This is a genomic window from Sphingobium cloacae, from assembly GCF_002355855.1.
In the GTDB taxonomy this organism is placed as follows: Bacteria; Pseudomonadota; Alphaproteobacteria; order Sphingomonadales; family Sphingomonadaceae; genus Sphingobium; species Sphingobium cloacae.
In genome coordinates, this window is record NZ_AP017656.1 from 312,927 (window position 1) to 330,800 (window position 17,874).

The 17,874-nt window shown below is 66.0% G+C and carries 18 protein-coding genes and 1 pseudogene; 4 read left to right on the top strand and 15 right to left on the bottom strand.

Going from position 1 to position 17,874, the window contains the following annotated elements; genetic code table 11:
• Positions 1-2: 2 nt before the first annotated feature.
• On the bottom strand, positions 3-2,075 hold the full coding sequence (tkt, locus tag SCLO_RS20155) for a transketolase (protein ID WP_037486169.1): 2,073 nt from the start codon (positions 2,073-2,075) through the stop codon (positions 3-5).
• A 93-nt stretch (positions 2,076-2,168) separates the two neighbouring features.
• Positions 2,169-3,101 carry a YfdX family protein gene (locus SCLO_RS20160; RefSeq protein WP_037486167.1) on the bottom strand — a complete coding sequence of 311 codons (933 nt, stop codon included), beginning with the start codon at positions 3,099-3,101 and terminating at the stop codon, positions 2,169-2,171.
• A gap of 461 nt (positions 3,102-3,562) precedes the next feature.
• On the opposite strand from SCLO_RS20160, the gene SCLO_RS23070 reads away from it, so the two are divergent.
• Positions 3,563-3,742 carry a hypothetical protein gene (locus SCLO_RS23070; protein WP_123905547.1) on the top strand — a complete coding sequence of 60 codons (180 nt, stop codon included), beginning with the start codon at positions 3,563-3,565 and terminating at the stop codon, positions 3,740-3,742.
• On the opposite strand, the gene SCLO_RS20165 is transcribed toward SCLO_RS23070, so the two are convergent.
• From SCLO_RS20165 to SCLO_RS20185, 5 genes are all read right to left on the bottom strand, one after another.
• Positions 3,743-7,033, bottom strand: a complete 3,291-nt coding sequence (locus tag SCLO_RS20165; protein WP_066518861.1) for an error-prone DNA polymerase — start codon at positions 7,031-7,033, stop codon at positions 3,743-3,745.
• Positions 7,033-8,877, bottom strand: a complete 1,845-nt coding sequence (locus SCLO_RS20170) for a DUF6504 family protein (protein WP_082731333.1) — start codon at positions 8,875-8,877, stop codon at positions 7,033-7,035. Before SCLO_RS20170 ends, SCLO_RS20165 begins: the two co-directional genes overlap by 1 nt.
• On the bottom strand, positions 8,795-9,571 hold the full coding sequence (locus tag SCLO_RS20175; protein WP_174521969.1) for an ImuA family protein: 777 nt from the start codon (positions 9,569-9,571) through the stop codon (positions 8,795-8,797). The genes SCLO_RS20170 and SCLO_RS20175 overlap by 83 nt, the downstream gene beginning before the upstream one ends.
• Before the next feature lie 64 nt (positions 9,572-9,635).
• On the bottom strand, positions 9,636-10,061 hold the full coding sequence (locus tag SCLO_RS20180; RefSeq protein ID WP_066518864.1) for a DUF1810 domain-containing protein: 426 nt from the start codon (positions 10,059-10,061) through the stop codon (positions 9,636-9,638).
• A 2-nt stretch (positions 10,062-10,063) separates the two neighbouring features.
• A complete protein-coding gene (locus tag SCLO_RS20185) occupies positions 10,064-10,678 on the bottom strand; it encodes an SOS response-associated peptidase (protein ID WP_066518867.1) in 615 nt (204 codons plus the stop codon).
• 51 nt (positions 10,679-10,729) lie between these two features.
• Here SCLO_RS20185 and SCLO_RS20190 point away from each other — a divergent pair, with 51 nt between their 5' ends.
• The gene (locus tag SCLO_RS20190) at positions 10,730-11,248 is read left to right on the top strand and encodes an SOS response-associated peptidase family protein (protein ID WP_231726500.1); all 519 of its coding nucleotides are present in this window, start codon (positions 10,730-10,732) and stop codon (positions 11,246-11,248) included.
• 39 nt (positions 11,249-11,287) lie between these two features.
• Here SCLO_RS20190 and SCLO_RS20195 read toward each other — a convergent pair whose 3' ends face one another.
• From SCLO_RS20195 to SCLO_RS20215, 5 genes and pseudogenes are all read right to left on the bottom strand, one after another.
• Positions 11,288-11,656 (bottom strand): hypothetical protein, encoded by a 369-nt coding sequence (locus SCLO_RS20195; RefSeq protein ID WP_066518870.1) that lies wholly within the window; start codon positions 11,654-11,656, stop codon positions 11,288-11,290.
• Complete coding sequence (locus SCLO_RS20200) at positions 11,653-12,156, bottom strand: cupin (RefSeq protein ID WP_066518875.1); 504 nt, start codon at positions 12,154-12,156, stop codon at positions 11,653-11,655. Before SCLO_RS20200 ends, SCLO_RS20195 begins: the two co-directional genes overlap by 4 nt.
• A pseudogene (gene xth, locus SCLO_RS20205) lies at positions 12,153-12,969 on the bottom strand (exodeoxyribonuclease III). Before xth ends, SCLO_RS20200 begins: the two are co-directional and overlap by 4 nt.
• Entirely contained in the window at positions 12,966-14,840 is a 1,875-nt protein-coding gene (ligD, locus tag SCLO_RS20210) for a DNA ligase D (protein ID WP_066518877.1), read from the bottom strand. The pseudogene xth and the gene ligD overlap by 4 nt, the downstream one beginning before the upstream one ends.
• Positions 14,841-14,873: 33 nt before the next feature.
• On the bottom strand, positions 14,874-15,053 hold the full coding sequence (locus tag SCLO_RS20215; protein ID WP_042469238.1) for a hypothetical protein: 180 nt from the start codon (positions 15,051-15,053) through the stop codon (positions 14,874-14,876).
• A 448-nt stretch (positions 15,054-15,501) separates the two neighbouring features.
• Between SCLO_RS20215 and SCLO_RS20220 the strand changes: the two genes are divergently transcribed.
• Positions 15,502-15,735, top strand: a complete 234-nt coding sequence (locus tag SCLO_RS20220) for a hypothetical protein (protein ID WP_066518880.1) — start codon at positions 15,502-15,504, stop codon at positions 15,733-15,735.
• A 74-nt stretch (positions 15,736-15,809) separates the two neighbouring features.
• A complete protein-coding gene (locus SCLO_RS20225) occupies positions 15,810-16,103 on the top strand; it encodes a hypothetical protein (protein WP_231726496.1) in 294 nt (97 codons plus the stop codon).
• A 19-nt stretch (positions 16,104-16,122) separates the two neighbouring features.
• Here the strand turns inward: SCLO_RS20225 and SCLO_RS20230 are convergent, their stop codons facing one another.
• The 3 genes from SCLO_RS20230 to SCLO_RS20240 all read right to left on the bottom strand — a co-directional run bounded on the left by SCLO_RS20230 (position 16,123) and on the right by SCLO_RS20240 (position 17,864).
• Positions 16,123-16,770 (bottom strand): hypothetical protein, encoded by a 648-nt coding sequence (locus tag SCLO_RS20230; protein WP_066518883.1) that lies wholly within the window; start codon positions 16,768-16,770, stop codon positions 16,123-16,125.
• 275 nt (positions 16,771-17,045) lie between these two features.
• Positions 17,046-17,603 carry a DUF2726 domain-containing protein gene (locus tag SCLO_RS20235; RefSeq protein WP_066518887.1) on the bottom strand — a complete coding sequence of 186 codons (558 nt, stop codon included), beginning with the start codon at positions 17,601-17,603 and terminating at the stop codon, positions 17,046-17,048.
• A gap of 57 nt (positions 17,604-17,660) precedes the next feature.
• On the bottom strand, positions 17,661-17,864 hold the full coding sequence (locus SCLO_RS20240; RefSeq protein ID WP_066518928.1) for a hypothetical protein: 204 nt from the start codon (positions 17,862-17,864) through the stop codon (positions 17,661-17,663).
• Between the last annotated feature and the right edge of the window lie 10 nt (positions 17,865-17,874).

Here is a 17,874-nt window from a genome sequence, read left to right on the forward strand (position 1 = left end):
CGTCACGCCTCCTGCAAGATCATCGAGCGCGCTGCCTCGACCACATGGTCGACGGTGAAGCCGAACTTCTCCTGGAGTTTGGCAAGCGGGGCAGACGCCCCGAACGTTGACATCGTGATTGTTCGGCCGCGAGCGCCGACATAGCGGTCCCACCCGATCGCGCCGCCCTGCTCCACCGCCAGGCGCGCCTCTATGCCGGGGGTTAGGACCGACTCCTTGTAGGCGTCGTCCTGCTCCTCGAAGCGGGACCAGCTCGGCATCGACACGACGCGTGCCCGTACGCCCTGCTCTGCCAGCTTCTCGTAGGCGCCGACCACTAGGCTCAGCTCGCTCCCGGTGCCGATCAGGATGAGCTCCGGATCATCGGCGCCGGCAAGGATGTACGCGCCCCTCGCGACCCCGGCGGCGGCCGCATAGCGGCTCCGGTCAAGGGTCGGCAGCGCTTGGCGCGAGAGGATGAGCGCGCTCGGCCGACGGGTCTGGCGGACGGCAAGTTTCCACGCCTCGGCCGCCTCGTTCGCATCTCCCGGGCGGATCGTGTCGAGCCCGGGCGTCGCGCGCAGTGACGCCAGATGCTCGATCGGCTGGTGGGTTGGGCCGTCCTCGCCGACCCCGATCGAATCGTGCGTAAAGACAAAGGTGACGGGCAGCTCCATGATCGCCGCAAGCCGGACCGGCGCTCGCATATAGTCGGCGAAGACGAGGAAGGTGGCGGCAAAGGGCTTGATGTAGGACAGCGCCATTCCGTTGGCGATCGCGCCCATCGCATGCTCGCGCACGCCGAAGTGCATCGTGCGCCCGCCAGGATTGTCCGCCTGGAACGAGCCGAAATTCTTTAGCTCGGTCTTGGTGGATGGCGACAGGTCGGCCGATCCGCCCACCAGCCAGGGCACGTTGCCGGCGAGGGCATTCAGCACTTTGCCGGCGGATTCGCGCGAGGCGACGCCCTTGGGATCCGGGTCGAAGCTCGGCAGGCCCGACTCCCAGCCCGGCGGCAGCGCGCCCTTGCGCATCGCGTCCAGCTCGGCCGCCATGCCGGGATAGGTCTCACGATAGCCGGCGAAGGTCGCCTCCCACTCCTCGCGCAGCCGGCGCCCGCGCGAGGCGATCGCCTCGTTGAAGCGCTTGGCGACGCCGTCGGGCACGTAGAAGGTCTTGTCCTCCGGCCAGCCATACGCCTTCTTGGTGGCGACGATCGCGTCGGCACCAAGCGGTTCGCCGTGAGCCTTCTCGCTGTCCGCCTTGGGGCTGCCCCAGCCGATGATAGAGTGGACGACGACGAAGGTGGGTCGGTCGTCGGTCGCCTTGAAGCTTTCGATTGCCCGCGCGAACGCCTCAGTATCGTTGGCGTCGTCGACGTGGAGCACGTTCCAACCATAGGACTCGAAGCGCTTGCCCACATCCTCGGTGAAGGCGAGGTCGGTATGGCCCTCGATGCTGATACGGTTTGAATCGTAAATCCAGCAGAGGTTGGAAAGCTTGAGATGTCCGGCGAGACTTGCCGCCTCGCCCGACACGCCCTCCATCATGTCGCCGTCGCCGCACAGCACGTAGACGTCATGGTCAAAGAGGGTGAAGCCATCGCGATTGAAGTGCTGGGCGAGCCAGCGTTCGGCGACCGCCATACCGACGGAATTGCCGCAGCCCTGACCGAGCGGGCCCGTCGTGGTCTCGACGCCGGTCGTCACCCGATACTCGGGGTGGCCCGGCGTCCTGGAGCCCATCTGGCGAAAGTTCTTGATGTCGTCGAGGCTAACCGCAGGCAGGCCAGTGGCCCTGCCTTCCGCATCGACCTCCTTGATGCCGGCGAGGTGGATAAGCGCGTAGAGAAGCATGGAGGCGTGCCCGACCGAGAGCACAAAACGGTCTCGATTGGGCCAGTCCGGCACGTTGGGATCGATCCGGAGGAACTGCGACCACAGCGTGTAGCCCACCGGCGCAAGCGCCATCGGGGTGCCGGGATGGCCGGACTGCGCCTTCTCGACGGCATCCATGGCGAGCGTACGGATCGTGTTGATGGCTAGACGATCGAGGGCCTCGAACGCGCCGCGTGCGGTGGCGGGCTGGCGCAACATGTTACCTCCCGTGGGGCGTTCGCCAGGTTGAACGCCCCTTGTGCTTGTGTTGACCAGCCCCCGCGCGGGAGACGATCGAACGCCGAATGCTGCCTAGCGCGGGCGCTGGCTCGACCGCCTGGCCTCGTCGAACTTGGGACCAAAGGGATCGAGCAACCCCTTGGCGGATTGCGAGCCGGCGGTCTTACGCTCGAGATCGTCGACCGAGGCGATCAGGTCGGTCATCTCGCTGTCAGTGGCATAGCCCAGCGCTTTGCCGAGCTGGAGCTGCGTGCGGGCCGTTCCCAACAGCTGGCGCATGCGGGCGCTTTCCGCGTCGGTCCGCTTCCTTTTCTCGAGCAGGCTGCGCGCGTCCTCGAGCGCGAGCTGCGCGCGAACGAGAGGGAGCGGGATCACGATCTGGTCGATCACGATTGTGCCCAGTGCGGTCTGAAGGACCGCCTTGGCCTCCTGCGGCTTGCCCTCGTGCAGCAGCGCGGCCGCCTGCTTGAGTGCGGCGGGGTAGGTGCCGAGCGGGAGCTTGCTGATGTTCACGACCGTTTCGGAACCCAGGTCGGAGATGAGCTTGCGCGCCAGCTGCAGGCGACCTTGGGCGATCGCGGCGCCCACCTCTCCGCGGATTTTCTCGACGTCGGCCGGGGTTCCGATCACGTCGTGCGTCACGACGCTCACGTCGACCGGAGCGAGCGCAAGCGTCGGCGTGCGGGCGAGGACGATCTCGAGCTTGCCAGTCGCGCGCTCCAGCGCCGCGATCGCGTCGTCGTTCTTGTTCTGGTCGATCGCGGTCAATGCGTTCTGCGTCTCGCGCACCGCGGCAACCGCCTCGTCGACGAGCTTGTCCCGCTGCGCCTCGGGTGGATTGGTGGGCTTCGACTGCGCTTGGGCTCCGGCCGGCGGAGCCGCTTGAGTCGAAGGCTGCGGCTGCGCTTGCTGACTGGCTGCAGAAGCCTGGGCCGCCGCGGCGCTCGACCACGCCGAAATGGCGAGGGCGCCAAGGGCTGTCGAGATGATTAGGTGTTTCCGCATCGTCCATCCTCCGTTTGTGAGTTAAAGTTCGGATTTCACAACGTGTGCTGCCGAGTACGGCGAAGTGCTTTCGGACGGGATGGCAGTGCTTCGCTGCCCCTCCGAACCGGCAAGTTGTTGCGGCCTATCGTCGTCACTCGGCACCTGCTCTTGTTTGCAAAGCATCGCGCGAGCATTGCTATGGAGACGCCGTCTGCTAGCTGCGCTGACATATCTCAGCCCGGTTCCGGCAATCTCGCCGTCGTCAGGAAGCCGGCGCGCCGCTTGTTCTCGGCGCTGCGGAGCTTCCGGGTTCAGCCGACGACCGGCCGATTTGCCGCACGGCGTAGGGCGCAATCGCGCCCGTCAGCAGCATGGAGTCCATGAGAGTGTCCGAAATGGCTTAGGCGATGAGAGCGACGCCTGGGCCCGGTCTTCTCCGCGTGGTCAGCACGCGCTCTCGCCGCGGCAGGAGAGTTTCAATGCCTGATCTTGAACGCGCGATCGAAGCGGCGGCTCGTGCCCTTTGCCGTCTTGATGGGCACCCCGAGAATATCAAGTTCGAGGGAAAGCCGATGTGGAAAAGCTATCTCAGCGGCGCCAGGACAGCGGTTGAGGCGGCGATACCACACCTCCGGTCTGCCGATGATCAAAGCCCATGATCACCGCGGCCCTGGCGAGGTGCGATCCTGTGAGTGGAAGTCATGGCTGCGGATGCGCAGAACCTCGGCTTCGTCGATCGCAGTTCCGAACGGCGGCGAGGCGAGCGTACGGGCGCGCGCAAAGTTCGGGTCACGCGGGTCAGGCCCGCCGCCGTTCTTCGCCCCGTCTCCGCGGCCTGGTGCGACGCTGAACTCCATTCGGCCAATCGAGCGCAGCATGTCGTCATGATCGACGATGCGATCGCAGATGATATGGATGACCTCGCCTTCCTTCTGTAGGCGCCCGCGCATCGCAATCATCGACGACGACATGACCTGGCGGCGGTAGATCTCGAACCGGTCGGGCCAGAGGATGCCGTTGGCGATGCCGGTCTCGTCCTCGATCGTCACGAACAGCACGCCTTTGGCGGAGCCCGGACGCTGACGCACGAGAATGACGCCGGCGACCTCGATGTTGCGGCCGTCGCGGATCGTCGCGAGATCGGCGCATCGGACGATCTTCATCGTATCGAGCTGTTCGCGCAGAAAACTGACCGGGTGGCCGCGAAGCGATAGCTGGGTCGAGCGATAGTCCTCGACCACTTCCCGGCCATCGCTCATGGGCCGCAACGCCACCGACGGCTCCAGCCCCTCGGGCGAGAATTTGGCCTCGCGTTCGTCCGCCGCCGCAAACAGCGGCAATGGTGCTTCGCCCAGGCCCTTGACCTTCCATAGCCCCTGTCGCCGGTCCTCGGCGATGCAGTGGAACGCGTCGGCTTCCGCAAGCCGCTCGATCGCGGCGCGGGGCACACCGGCCCGGCGCCACACCTCCTCGACGCTCTCGAATGGCGCCGGCCCGCGCGCACCGACGATCGCCGCGCCATGGACATTGGCGAGCCCGCGCACCTGCCGCATCCCCAGTCGCACCGCCATGAAGCGGCCTTTGGCCGGCTCCAGCGTGCAATCCCAATGGCTGTCGTTGATCGACACCGGCCGCACCTCGACGCCATGTTTGCGGGCATCGGCGACGATCTGCGCGGGCGCGTAGAATCCCATCGGCTGCGCGTTGAGCAGGGCGGCGCAGAACACGTCGGGATGATGGTGCTTCATCCAACAGCTCGCATAGACGATCTTGGCGAAAGAGGCGGCGTGGCTTTCGGGGAAGCCATAGGAGCCGAACCCCTCGATCTGCTTGAACGTCCGCTCGGCGAAATCCTTCGGATAGCCGCGCTTGACCATCCCGCCCACCAGCTTGTCGTAGAAATGCGAGACGCCACCCGTCAATTTGAACGTCGCCATCGCACGGCGGAGCTGGTCGGCCTCGACCGCGGTGAACCCGGCGCCGACGATGGCGACCTTCATCGCCTGCTCCTGAAACAGCGGGACGCCGAGCGTCTTTTCGAGCACCGCGCGCAGCTCGGGCTTGGGATATTCGGGCTTTTCCTTGCCCTCGCGGCGGCGAAGATAGGGATGCACCATGTCGCCCTGGATCGGGCCCGGGCGGACGATCGCGACCTCGATCACCAGGTCATAAAATTCCTTGGGCTTGATCCGCGGCAGCATCGACATCTGCGCCCTGGACTCGATCTGAAAGACACCCAAGGTGTCGGCCTTCTGGATCATCGCATAGACGTCGGGATCATCGTCCTGCAGATCGGCCATGCCGACCTCGATCCCCTTGCAATCGCGCAGCAGGTTGAATGCCCGGTTCATGCAGCCGAGCATGCCGAGGCCGAGAACATCGACCTTCATGAACTTCAACTCGTCGATATCGTCCTTGTCCCATTCGATGATCTGGCGGTCTTCCATCCGCGCTGGCTCGATCGGCACGAGATCGTCGAGCCGGTCCTGGGTCAGTACGAACCCGCCGGGATGCTGCGAGAGGTGCCGCGGCGTGCCGATGAGCTGGCGGGCCAGCAGCAGGGTGAGTTTCAGCCGATGATCCTCGGCGTTGAGGTTAAGGCTGGCGATCTGCTCGTCGGTGATGCCGTCGACCGACCAACCCCAGACGAGGCCGGTCAGCATCTTGGTCAGGTCGCGCGGTAGTCCGAGCGCCTTGCCGACCTCGGCCACCGCGCCGCGGGTGCGATAGCGGGTGACGACGGCGGTCAGCGCCGAGCGGTCGCGGCCGTAGGTCTCGTAGATCCACTGAATGATTTCTTCGCGGCGTTCATGCTCGAAATCGACATCGATGTCGGGCGGCTCCTTGCGCTCGCCCGACACGAACCGCTCGAACAGCAGCTCATGCTTGATCGGATCGATCGACGTGATGCCGAGCAGGTAGCAGACGCAGCTATTGGCGGCCGAGCCGCGGCCCTGACACAGGATGCCGCGTCGCCGGCTTTCGGCGACGATCGCGTTGACCGTCAGGAAGTAGGGCGCGTAGCGGAGCTGGTCGATCAGTCGCAGCTCATGGTCGATCTGGTCGCGGTAACGCTGCGGCAGGCCATCGGGAAACGCCCGCGCCGCCGCATCTTCGGTCAAACGGGCCAGCGCCTGCTGCGCCGTGCGGCCGGCCATGACCTGCTCATAGGGATATTGATACTGGATCTCGCCAAGATCGAACCGGCATCGGGCGGCGATGTCGGCGCTGGCCTGAATTGCATCGGGGAACGCCGCGAACCTTCGCTCCATCTCGACCGGGGATTTGAGATTGCGGTCCATGAACCGCTCGCGCCGGAACCCCAGCGCGTCGATCGTCGTCTTTTCGCGGATCGCGGTCATCACGTCCTGCAGCGGCCGCGCCTCCGGCGTGTGGTAGAGCACGTCGCCGGTCGCGACGCTGCGCATTCCGGCATCGCGCGCCAGCGCGTCGAGCTGGACCAGTCGCTCCACATCGTCGGGTCTGCGCCGCAGCGACAGCGCGAGATAGCCCCGCGCGTCGAACGTCTCGCGCAGCTCGGCGAGATGCGCGGCGGTATTGTCGTCCGGCAGGTCAGGGACGAGGATCGCGATCAGACCCTCGGCATGGGCGACGACATCGCACCAATCGAGGATGCAGCAGCCCTTGCCACCGCGCGCCTTGCCGACCGATAGCAGCCGAGTGAGCCGCGACCAGGCCGCGCGATCGGTGGGGTAAAGCAGCAGCGCGCGGCCGTCAGTGAGATCGACCCGCGCGCCCGCGATCATCCGCACGCCGGTCGCCTTCTGGCCACGCCAGCCTCGGACGATGCCGGGCACACCGCCCCAATCGGTCAGGCCGAGCGCGCTGTGGCCGAGCAGCGCGGCGGCCGAGAACAGCTCCTCGGGCGACGACGCACCGCGCAGAAATGAGAAATGGCTCGTCACCTGAAGTTCGACGTAAGTCGCCATCAGCCAAACAGCCCGTGCATGTACCAGCTATGATCGCCGGTGCTGCCCTCGACTCCGTCGCCGCGCCGGAACAGCCAAAACCGCTCGCCGCCCTCGGCCTCGACCCGGAAATAATCGCGGACCGCCCACATCTCGCGCTCGCTGCGCCACCACTCGCCGTGGATGCGCTCGGGACCATCGCCGGCGACGACGCGATAGGACTGGCCACGCCACACGAACCGGCGCGGCGGATGATCGGGCAGCAGCGCCACCACGTTGGACAGTAGCTCCGGCCGACGCAGCAGCCGCGCGGGCCGCTTCCATTTGGGCCATCCCGAGGGGCACGCAAGCGCATCGGCGCGGACGATCGCGCGCTCGGGCACGTCGCTTTCCTGCGCGCCGATGCGAAACAGCGCGGCATCGCCGGCACGGCCGGCGAGCTGGTCGACCAGTGGCGCAAGGTCGGGCGTGCTGGATTCGGCCAGCCCGGTGCCGAGCGACACCGGCATCAGGTCTTCGACCCGCGGCGCGGTCAGCGCCATCGCTTCGATGCCGAGGTCGGGTTCGATCCGCTCGACCCGCATCGCGAACATGCGCTTGAGATGCTGTGCATCGCGCGTGGCCTTGGCGGTGCCAAGGCCGATGCGTTGTTCTACCCCATCCACTCGCAGGCAGATGAGGACAGCAGCACGTAAGCCGAGACCGCGTGCCTGGAGCACGCCCACCATGTCGTCGATCAGATCGCCGATGACCTGGGTGATCGCCTCGGCGGTGCTGATCGGTTCGAGCAAGCGGCGCTCGACGCGCGGTTCTTCGAACGGCACGACGGGCACGATCGGCTCGGCGACGAGCCCGCGGGCCTGGTCGAGCCGCGTGACCGTCGTCATGCCGAGCCGTCGGGCGAGCGGTCCGCGCGCGATTGGGTAGAGATCGGCGACGCTTTCCAGCCCGAACCGCGCGGCGGAGCTCAACGCCTCCGGGGTCAGCCGGAGCGCGGCGAGCGGCAGGTCGGCGATGGCCTCAATTTCGCGACCGGGAGGGAGGACGGTGACGGGCTCGCCGCCGTAGCGCGCCAGCGCATGCGCGGTGCCGGGCGAGCCGGCGATCGCGATGCTGGCGGTGAAACCGAGCCGATGAAGGAAGCGGAGCAATCGTCGGCAGAAGCGCGCCTCGCCGCCGAACAGGTGCGTCGTGCCGGTCAGGTCGAGCCACAGGCCATCCGGCCCGGCGACGCTCGCGGTCGGCGTCCAGTGCCCGACTGCATGCAGGGCCAGCCGGTCGAGCAAGGCGCGATCGTGATCGGGCTCGGCATCGCGCACGTCGAGATCGACGACGAGCGCGCGGGCATGCGCTGCTGCCATGCCGGGCCGCAGGCCCAACTCCTGCGCCACTGGACAAGCTGCCGTCACGATATCGCGCTGGCCGACACGCTCGATCAGGATGGTCGGTCGCGTCCATGCCGCCACGAGTGGCAGCGGCGCGGCGACGGCATAGCCCGTCGCGCCTTCGTCGGGCGGTATCGCCTTGAACGGATTGTCGGCGGCCTCGCTGCGTCGGCCCATCTCGCGCATCGTCGGTCGCTGGTGCGCCGGCAGCGCATCGATCTCGGCCTGGCTCGGCTTATCCGGCCGCGCGCCCTCACGCGGCCAGCTCGCAGCGCCGTGGTCGGCGAGCGCCCAGCGCGCGCCCGGCCGCCAGCCGCCGCCACGCGGCACCGAGCAGGCGCCGGGGTCGTCGTCGATCGGCGCTGCAAATCTCGATTGTGCGGGGACCGGCGGCGCGTCAGGCGGCTTGGCTGGCCGCTCCAGCCGTCGCAATCGCTCTATGGGGAGCTGCGGCAGGTAGAGCGAGGCGACCCGTATCATCACATGCTTCAAGTTCGAGGGAGAAAGGATTGCCGTTCCGCTGGCGGACCAGCTCGACGGACCAGCGAGCGCGGCCGACACCGGCATAGGGCAGCCGTGCCGATGAGGCGCAACCGATCCGCCAGCGCGTCATCGCCGAGGAGGGTTGATCGAGCGGGCAGCGGTCGCGGGCACGGTGGCGGCGATAGAGGAGCATCGGGGTCTTGCCATCCGAAGCGGCGAGCTGGAGCCGGCGGGTCGCCGTCTGATCGGCCGCCTTCACTTCGGCAATGACGCAGGCGATCGAGCCATCGCGAAGCGCGTCCTCGGCCATCGCCAGCACGTCGGCGTCCTTCCGGCCCTGCGCGTAGAGGATACGATCGGGACCGAGCCCGACCTGTTCAATGCCGGGTGCATAGAGGTCGAATTTGGAAAGTGCCCAGATCACCGTGAAGCCGGGTCGCGCGGCGAAGCGGGCAGCGATACCCGCCGCGAACAAGGTCGCGGCCGCATCGTCGCTCAGCGACGGCCGCGCCGCCGCGATCTCATGCAGCCCTGCGCCATCGAGGCCGTGATCGGCCAGCCGGGCGTCGAGCGCCGCCAGCCCGAACGCCAGTGCCGGCCCGCGCTGGCTCTGGGCCTGCGCGAGCTGAGCGCGAAGCGCAGCTAGCTGATCGGCGCAAGGCCGATCGATGGGCGACGGTTGGACAGACATCGGGCAAAATCGACTCACTTGTTCCCATTATGTTCCGCCTCAATCGGCACTTCGTCAAGCAGAGTCAGTCGTCGCCCAGGAGCCGTAGCGTCATCTCGTCGCGCTTGCCGCCGAACCAGCGGTCGAGCGCGGCGGCGAGTAGCGGCGAGGGGCGGACCGTCTCGAAGAGAGTCAGCGACGATCGCAGCTTCATCGCGTCGATCTCGCCGAACACCGCGACGGGATCGCTGATGGGCAAGTCCTGCAACGCGGTCACGCACTCGATATAGCGCGGGCCGAGCACCGGATGATCGAAATAGTTGCGCGCTTCGTCCGCTGAGCGGATCGCGAAATGCTGCGCGGTCGAGCTGCGCCCGAGCCCCGCGATCTGCGGAAAGATGTACCAAATCCAGTGCGAGCGCTTGGCTCCGCGGCGGATTTCGGCGAGCGCGCCGGGATAGGCGAGCGTCTGGGCCTCGACGAAGCGGTCGAGCGAATTGGCGTTGGGCATTGTCAGAGCAGCGCCGGCTCGGCGAGGGGCGGATAGACCTGCGTCACGGTGAGGCTGCCCTTCGGCAGTGCCTTCAGGACATCGGCCGCCGGCACGTTTGGATCGAGCCAGTTCGCCCATTGGTCGCGCCGGAGCGGGATGATCTGGCGATGGTGATAGGGCTTCACATCCTCACCCGGCTCCATCGTCAGCATCGTGAAGGCTTCGCCGGCTTGGGGATGCGAGCGCCAGATCCCGGCGATGCAAAACCATTCATGGTCGTTCAGCGTGAACAGATATTTGGTCTTGCGCTTATGGCCGGGTTGCGCGTCCCCGAATTCGTAGAAGCCATCAGCAAGAATTAGGCACCTCCCGCTGGTGAACTCACGGCCTTCGGACCGGAAATTATACACCGGCTTCCCGCCCTGGCCGGGCCAGCTCCACTTGCGATTGACCAGTTCGCCAGCCCCGCGCTCGCCCTCCGCGCTGCGGACGATCGGCGCGGTATCGCTGATCCTGATATCCTCGCGCGCGGCCACGTTCGGTGTGCCCTCGGGCATTTTGATCTTGATCTTCAGATCGTCGAAATCCTCGGCGATCGAGGCGATATCCACCTCCAGTCGGTAGTCATTGCACAAAGCGGTCAGCCTTTCTTGCGACTCTTCGTTGTTCCCATTATGTTCTAGCCTATGGAGTCGCCAACCCCCTTAGATTCGGATGCGCCGCTGGGCGCTCGCCGCGCCATCATCCGGCGAAATCCGGACGATGCCAGCGAAATCGAGATGGTCGAGGCGACCTGGGGATCGAACCCGCGTTTCAGCGACGGCGAGTCTTACCGCTTCGTGCGCTCGGAGGGGCGGACCTTTCCGAGCCATCGCTGCCTCATTCCGGCGAGCGAATTCCACATGACGGTCGGCAAGAAGCGCTACCGGGTGTCGCTCGACGACGGCAATCACTTCTACCTTGCCGGCATCTGGGAGCCGGCAACGGGCGACTGGCCGCTCTGCTACCGCGTCGTCACCGTACCGGCGAACTCCGAGGTCGCCCGCTATCAGGATCGCCACGGCGCGATCATCTATCGCCGGCAGGTCAAACAGTGGCTCGATCTCACCTTTGCCGAAGCGGACCTGCTGGTGACGCCGCCGGCGCGGACGTTCGTGGTCGAGGAAGTCGGCGCCAGCGCCGGCCAGCGCATGCTGGCGATCTGACATGCGGGGGCGGTCATCCAGAGAGGAACCCTGCCATGATCAGCTCTTCCAGCGCACCGGGGTGAGGCGGATCGGCAGGGCGGGATCGATGGCGCGCCAGCCGCGCTGGCCGATCACATCATTGCTCTCCTTCGCGGCCCGGCCCGACGCGAGCGACCAGGTAATATGGAAATGGCTGCCGTCGCCGCGCGCGGTAGTTCCGCCAATCTCGACCACAAGCGCCTGCACGCCCACTTCATCGTCCGCCTCGCCGACTACCTCGCCCGCGGTCGCGGTGGGCAGTGGTGTCGCCTCGTCGGTGGAGAACCGCAGCGTCACATGATCGGCGACTGTCTCGGCATAGCGGGGCGGGAAGCGCGCGAGCAGCGCCGCGCGGTCATCGGGATCGAGCTTCCAGCCGACCGTCATGCTTTCCAGCTTTGGCGAAGCGGGCCGTCCTTCCCGAGGATCGGGTCTTCCGCCGGGACGGGGAGCGCGCGCATCCGCTGTCGCGCTTCGTCGGACGGCGCCTCGCGGCAGATGTCCCAGTCCTGCCCCTGCGGGTAGGCGCCGACGACCATGAAGTCGTCGCTTACCTCGAGCCGGCGATGGCCAGTGCCTACCGGCAGAACCACCGCATCGCCGGCGCGCACTTCGAACTCGCGCCCGCCCGGACCACCGAGCAGCAGCGTCCCGAACCCTGTCGCCACGCCGAGCGCTTCGTGCGCGGTCGAGTGATAATGGTGATAGCCATAAACCGTATCGCGCCATTGCGGCGGCCAGCCGTGATCGGTGAAGAGACGCTCGAATTGCTTGGCGGCCTCCTTGCCTTCGGCTTTGACGGCGCTGCGATAGACCAAGACCGTAAGGCGCTCGTTATTTGGCACCCAATCCTTCTGATGCAGAATGAACTGCTCGGTCTCCATCATGCCGTCTCCCGCACTGCCGCCTTGCGGCGACGTTTCGGCTTGTCCGAAAGTTCGATCCACACCGGGGCATGGTCGCTGGTCTTCTCCCACCCGCGCACGTGCGCGTCGACCCTGTGCATCGACGAGCCGGTCGGCCAGCGCGGGGCTGAGCAGCAGATGGTCGATGCGCAAACCCGCGTTACGGGCATAGGCGTTCCGGAAATAGTCCCAGAAGGTATAAATGACCTCGCCCGGATGCAGCGTCCGCAGCGCGTCGGTCCAGCCCTGGTCGAGCAGCCGGAAATAGGCCGCCTTGACCTCGGGCGCGAACAGCGCGTCGTCGAGCCAGCGCTCAGGTTTATAGACGTCGAGATCGGTCGGCATGACGTTGAAGTCGCCGGCGAGCATGACAGGCAGGCCGCTGTCGAGCAGTCCCTTGGCATGTTCGATCAGGCGCTCGAACCAGCGCAACTTATAGTCGAATTTTGGGCCGGGACGTGGATTGCCGTTCGGCAAATAGAGTCCGCCGATGAGGATGCCGTTGACCGCGGCCTCGATATAACGGCTGTGGCTGTCGTCGGGATCGCCGGGGAGGCCACGGCGCGTTTCGTGAATCTCGCCGACCCGGCTCAGGAGCGCGACGCCGTTCCAGCTTTTCTGGCCGTGCCAGATCGCGTCATAGCCAAGATCCCGGATCGATTGTTCCGGGAATCTCTCCTGCGGCGCCTTCAGCTCCTGCAGGCAAACGACGTCAGGCTGCGCCTCTTCAAGCCAGCGCAGCAGCACCGGCAGACGGCCGTTGACGCCGTTCACGTTGTAGGTGGCGATCTTCACAGGTCGGGGAGGGTCTGATCGGCGCGGCCCCAGCCGGCGAGCGCCTTCGACGCGGCGCGCTTCACCAGTTCCTTGGCATCACCGACACGCCAGTGTGCGGGCGTGTCGATCGTCTCCATCTCCTTCCATGAGATCGGCGCTGCGACCGGCGCGCCCGATCGTGCCCGCACGCTATAGGGCATGACGGCAGTCGCGCCGTGCTGGTTGCGCAGATAATCGACGAAGATGCGGCCCTTGCGCTGCGCCTTGGGCAAGGCGGCGGTGAAGTTGTCGGGGTCGCTCTGCGCGACCGCCTGGGCCAGGCGGTGCGCGAAGCTCTTCACCTCGGGCCACTCGGCACGCGGTACCAGCGGCGCGATGACGTGGATGCCCTTGCCGCCGGTGACCATCGGGAAAGTTTTGAGTCCGATCGACTGGAGGATCTCGCGAAAGTGGAAGGCGGCCTTGCGCACGGCCTCGAAGTCGAGCCCTTCGTCAGGGTCGAGATCGAACACCAGCCGGTCGGCTTTCTCGACATCCTCGATGCGCGCTCCCCAGCCGTGGAACTCGATCGTGCCCATCTGGACGCAAGTCAGCAGGCCGTCCGGGGTGTCGATGTAGAGATAGGGTTCTTCGTGTCCGTCCTTCTCCATGATGCCGACATGCTTGACGGCATCGCCGAAGCTGCCGGCGTCGTGCTTCTGGAAGAAGCACTTCTTGGCGCGGCCCTGCGGACAACGCACTAGGCTGATCGGCCGCGATCCGACCCATGGCAGCATGATCGCGGCGACGGCGGCATAGTGGTCGGCGAGCGCGCCCTTGGTGATACCGCTGTCCGGATCGATGATCCGCTCCGGGTTGCTGATCTTTACCGACGATGGCGCCGTCACGGTCTCGACTGGCGCCGCGGTCTCCAGCACCACCGCCTCGGGCTTCTTGTCCTCGCGCAGGCCGAGATAGCTCGGATGGCGAAGCGTGCCTTCATTGGTCATCTCGGTATAGGCGATCTCGGCGACCAGCTTGGGCTTGAGCCAATGCGCGCCGCGAACTTCGGCACGGGGCGCTTTCACGGTGGGCGCCGACTGCTCGATCGGCTTCATGATCTCCATGAGCCGGATCAGCTCGGCGGTGTCGAAGCCGGTGCCGACCTTGCCGGCGTAACGCAGCTCGCCTTTCTCGTGGATGGCGAGGATCAGCGAGCGGAACAGCCGCGACTTGTCCGACGGTGTCCAGCCGACGACGACGAACTCCTGTCGCTTGATGCACTTGGTCTTGAGCCATCCACCCGAGCGCGAGCCGACATATTTGCCGGTCGCGAGCTTCGAGATCACGCCTTCGAGCCCGGCGGCGCAGAACTGGTTGAGGAGCTTCTCGCCGCTGCCCACGATATGATCGGAGTAGCGCAGCCGGCTCTTGCTCTTTGGCAGGATCTTCTGGAGCTTCGCCTTTCGCTCGACGAGCGGCAGGCCGGTCAAATCCTCGCCGTCGAGCTCCAGCAGGTCGAACGCGAAATAGTCGATCGTGGCCGGCGCGCCCTTGAGCGCGCCCTGTAGCGCCTGAAAGCTCGATCGCCCGTCGACATCGAGCACCACCGCTTCGCCGTCGATCAGCGCAGAACCGACCTTGAGCTTGAGAGCGTCGGTAACGATGCCGGCGAAGCGATCCGACCAGTCGAGACCGGAGCGGGTGTAGGCACGGCCTTCGCCGCCGCCGACCGCGATCAGCGTCCGGTAGCCGTCATATTTCATCTCGTGGAGCCAGCGGTCGCCGCTCGGCACGGTATCGACGAGCTGTGCGAGCTGGACAGCCCGAAAGGGTGGGGGTGCCGCTGCCCCGGCGCGCGGGAGAGACGTATTGTGCTCGCTACTTGCGCGGGAAGCAGCCCGGGCCATCAGGTGTCGGCGGAAATCGCGATCATCGCGACATCACTTCTTCTTCTGATCGCCGCGATCGCCCTGGCCGGGCTTGACCGTCGTCTTTGCCTTGGTGCGCCGATCAGCGGCCAAGGATTTGCCGACGTCATCTGATTCCTTGAACTGGCCTTTCTCGTCACGCCGAACGTAGCGTTTGTCTGTACCCGTATCGATCAGTTCGCGCTTGCTCATGGACGCTCTCCTTCTTGGTGGAGAACGCGCGAGGAGTCGAGCGGTGCCCGGACAGGCTTCGCCTTCGGCCGCAATGATTGCGGCGCTACTGCCCGGTCTCATCGAGCGTTGTCCGGTGAAGCAGTTCTCGACCATGCCGTGCCAGCAATCCAAGCGGCTCGGGAAGCGCGGCGGTAGGTTCGTTCCTCTTCGATGGAATCAGAGCCAATCTGTTTAGAACTCGCTCGCACGGTGGTAATTCGCTGGGCGGGTAATGAACGAGGCGGATAAGACCCGCTTGTCCAGCGCAGTGAGGATCAGGATCCGACAGCAGCGAGTTCACGGAGGCCAACAAGCACTTCTTGACTGCGCGCCAGGCCTTGATCTTGTTCAAATCATTTCCAGATCTTTCGAGCGGTTCAGCCGGACCGAAGCATAGCCGCGACCTGAAACGAAAGGAGGCAGAGTCATGTCGCAGCCTGTTTCCCGATACCTTCATCCCTTCGATGTCGCCGAGCATCCGACACTCGAACCCGAGGTGAAGCGCGCCATCCTCGCTTCCTGGGCATCCGACCGCGTCGCGGTCGAGGGTCAGCCGGCGCTCCGCCGGCCGCCAGGCGCCCGACATCCCGTCTCAGTCGACGAGATATTGGCTGCTCTACGATCGCTGGACGGCGAAGACGCTGGGCCAACCCTGCAGTGAAAGGCGGACCGCTTCGGCGCTGGCGCGAGCGCGGCGGACGGGTCGTACGCGTCCTGCTGCCCTTTGAAGACATCATGGATGTCGCGCTCGCGCTGCTTGCCCTCTCGCCGGATGAGCTTGCCGCGCTGGGCTGGAGCTTTGCCGCTCGCAAGCGTCTGCTCGAGCACTTTCTCATAGCCGGGAAAGAAGCGGATGCGATCGATCCGACGGCGCTTGACCGAACGATCCTGACGTTGCGTCTGCCAGCGCGGGACGTGCGGCGGCTCCAGGATTTCGCTCGCCGGGAGCTCCCCAAGATGACGAGCCGCGCGGCCGTGATCGATCGACTTGAAGCGGCGCTAGACACTGCCATCGGTGGGGAGCGCTGAACCCCGCCCGCGCGGCGGGTCACCTCCCCTTCCCCTCGACGGCGAGCAAAGGCGGCGGGTCGCCGATCTTGACCCGCGTCTTCAACGTTCCATCCGGGCGTCGATGCAGGTCAATCCCTCCGAAATGCCGTCGCGTGAATGTCATGAGCTTCACGACGCTTTCATAAGTCGTCGATGGTCCGAAGAACTTCACGGGCCCATGCCATTTGTCGCCCTCGATGACACGCATCCGATAGGTGCCAGGCGGAACCGGGACAGTGACGTCATCGTCGCCATGAACGTAGACCGAGATGACGTGGTGGTCGGATCCGGGGTCGAACAGTTGGACGACAGCATTGGCCGATGCCGTCACCACCCGCATGCGCGATGTGGCATCGTGCGGGTCTATGGCCGCGTTCACCGTGACGCTTCCAGAGGGCGGAAAAGGCAAGGCTGCTTCCCGATCGGGGAGCCAGCCACTGCGCCTCGCTTCCCGGTACATCGGATAAAGGAAGGAGGCGGCGGACAGCAGAATGATCCACTTCTGCATGGGGTGGGGACCGAACCGCACCTTGCGGCCCTTCTGATAGTCGAAACCCCGGTTGGTACCATCGAACCACGGGGCGCCTCCGAAGCGTCCCTCCCTGCGCCGCCGTTCGCGCATATAGTCCCTGTCATCGAGGCCCACGGCAACCCTCCCGTGGTGAGGTTCGGGGGACACGGCCGTAGCTGGCGCGCTTCCCGATCGGCAGGGGCGCGGGGCGCATGCAAAAGGCTGCCGTCCGGCTCCAGTGGATGCCAGAGTGCCGAAGCAACAGGACCGCGGGGCCGGGCCCACCCATCGCCTTCAAGTGTCGCTCCGATGGCATAGCGCGTGGCCGTGGGCGCGGAAGCTCAGTGGTCGCGGTAGGCTCGCGAAAGCTGGTGCGCCGAGCGGGGAGCTTCGCCGGCGCCGGCCGCTGATCAAGCATCGCCCGCCTGCCGGTCTTCAGCCGCCGAGATGCTCGTTCTCGACTGAAGGAGGGGCGCGAGCGCGAGCCGGACATCTGGAAGGGCCGGCTTGGCCCGGACCGGAATGCGGATCGTCGTGTAGCCCGCGCGCTGCGTCATCGCATCGCGTTCCTGGTCGCGACGCGCGACGTGAGAGGAATCGTCGACCTCGACCAAGGCGACGACGGATCCGCTCAAGCGATCCTGCACGACGAAATCGACAATCTTTTGCGAGAAGCTGTTGCGATCCGCCGCGCTGGCCTTGCGTCCATCGCGGCGTGGTGCCCGCAGGAGCGCTCCCATGGATACTTGGGCGTGAATGCGATGGCCGGGCAGTATCTGCTCGATCGCGGCCAACATGGCCTCCTCCCTTTCGGTTAGGAACTGCCGCGCGACCGGTTCTGCTTGCGCTGGGACCGGCTCGGGCTGACCGTCGGGACGCGACGAACTGCTGTTGAGCAATATCAGCAGCGCGAACGCGCAGCCGAGGAATATAATCATCGCGAGGGACGATCCGATGAGGCTGGGCATATGTCAGGCTCCCCCATGGTGGGCGATGTCCCGGCGCAGCCGCGCCGGCTTTGAAAGTCAGCTCCAGCCGTCGCGGCGGCCCTCGCCGCTGTCCTTGAGCCCGCGCCGGTCGAGGCTCGAGCGCCGGATTTCCAGTTCGACGCCGTCCCGGGTTTCGCGCGTCCGGATGTCCCGCGGATCGACATCGTTGCGCTTGGCAAAATCCTCGGCGGCCTTGGCGCTCCCGAACTTACCCACCTCGTCAAAATCCCATCCACTCATCGTCGTCTCC

What these genes read in the sequence shown, in the direction of transcription:
- SCLO_RS20240 (WP_066518928.1), bottom strand. Translation starts at nt 17,864, where the DNA reads ATGAGTGGATGGGATTTTGACGAGGTGGGTAAGTTCGGGAGCGCCAAG.
- SCLO_RS20225 (WP_231726496.1), top strand. Translation starts at nt 15,810, where the DNA reads ATGGATGTCGCGCTCGCGCTGCTTGCCCTCTCGCCGGATGAGCTTGCC.
- SCLO_RS20175 (WP_174521969.1), bottom strand. Translation starts at nt 9,571, where the DNA reads ATGTCTGTCCAACCGTCGCCCATCGATCGGCCTTGCGCCGATCAGCTA.
- SCLO_RS20190 (WP_231726500.1), top strand. Translation starts at nt 10,730, where the DNA reads ATGGAGTCGCCAACCCCCTTAGATTCGGATGCGCCGCTGGGCGCTCGC.
- SCLO_RS20180 (WP_066518864.1), bottom strand. Translation starts at nt 10,061, where the DNA reads ATGCCCAACGCCAATTCGCTCGACCGCTTCGTCGAGGCCCAGACGCTC.
- SCLO_RS20160 (WP_037486167.1), bottom strand. Translation starts at nt 3,101, where the DNA reads ATGCGGAAACACCTAATCATCTCGACAGCCCTTGGCGCCCTCGCCATT.
- tkt (WP_037486169.1), bottom strand. Translation starts at nt 2,075, where the DNA reads ATGTTGCGCCAGCCCGCCACCGCACGCGGCGCGTTCGAGGCCCTCGAT.
- SCLO_RS23070 (WP_123905547.1), top strand. Translation starts at nt 3,563, where the DNA reads ATGCCTGATCTTGAACGCGCGATCGAAGCGGCGGCTCGTGCCCTTTGC.
- SCLO_RS20235 (WP_066518887.1), bottom strand. Translation starts at nt 17,603, where the DNA reads ATGCCCAGCCTCATCGGATCGTCCCTCGCGATGATTATATTCCTCGGC.
- SCLO_RS20195 (WP_066518870.1), bottom strand. Translation starts at nt 11,656, where the DNA reads ATGACGGTCGGCTGGAAGCTCGATCCCGATGACCGCGCGGCGCTGCTC.
- SCLO_RS20220 (WP_066518880.1), top strand. Translation starts at nt 15,502, where the DNA reads ATGTCGCAGCCTGTTTCCCGATACCTTCATCCCTTCGATGTCGCCGAG.
- ligD (WP_066518877.1), bottom strand. Translation starts at nt 14,840, where the DNA reads ATGGCCCGGGCTGCTTCCCGCGCAAGTAGCGAGCACAATACGTCTCTC.
- SCLO_RS20215 (WP_042469238.1), bottom strand. Translation starts at nt 15,053, where the DNA reads ATGAGCAAGCGCGAACTGATCGATACGGGTACAGACAAACGCTACGTT.
- SCLO_RS20200 (WP_066518875.1), bottom strand. Translation starts at nt 12,156, where the DNA reads ATGATGGAGACCGAGCAGTTCATTCTGCATCAGAAGGATTGGGTGCCA.
- SCLO_RS20170 (WP_082731333.1), bottom strand. Translation starts at nt 8,877, where the DNA reads ATGATACGGGTCGCCTCGCTCTACCTGCCGCAGCTCCCCATAGAGCGA.
- SCLO_RS20165 (WP_066518861.1), bottom strand. Translation starts at nt 7,033, where the DNA reads ATGGCGACTTACGTCGAACTTCAGGTGACGAGCCATTTCTCATTTCTG.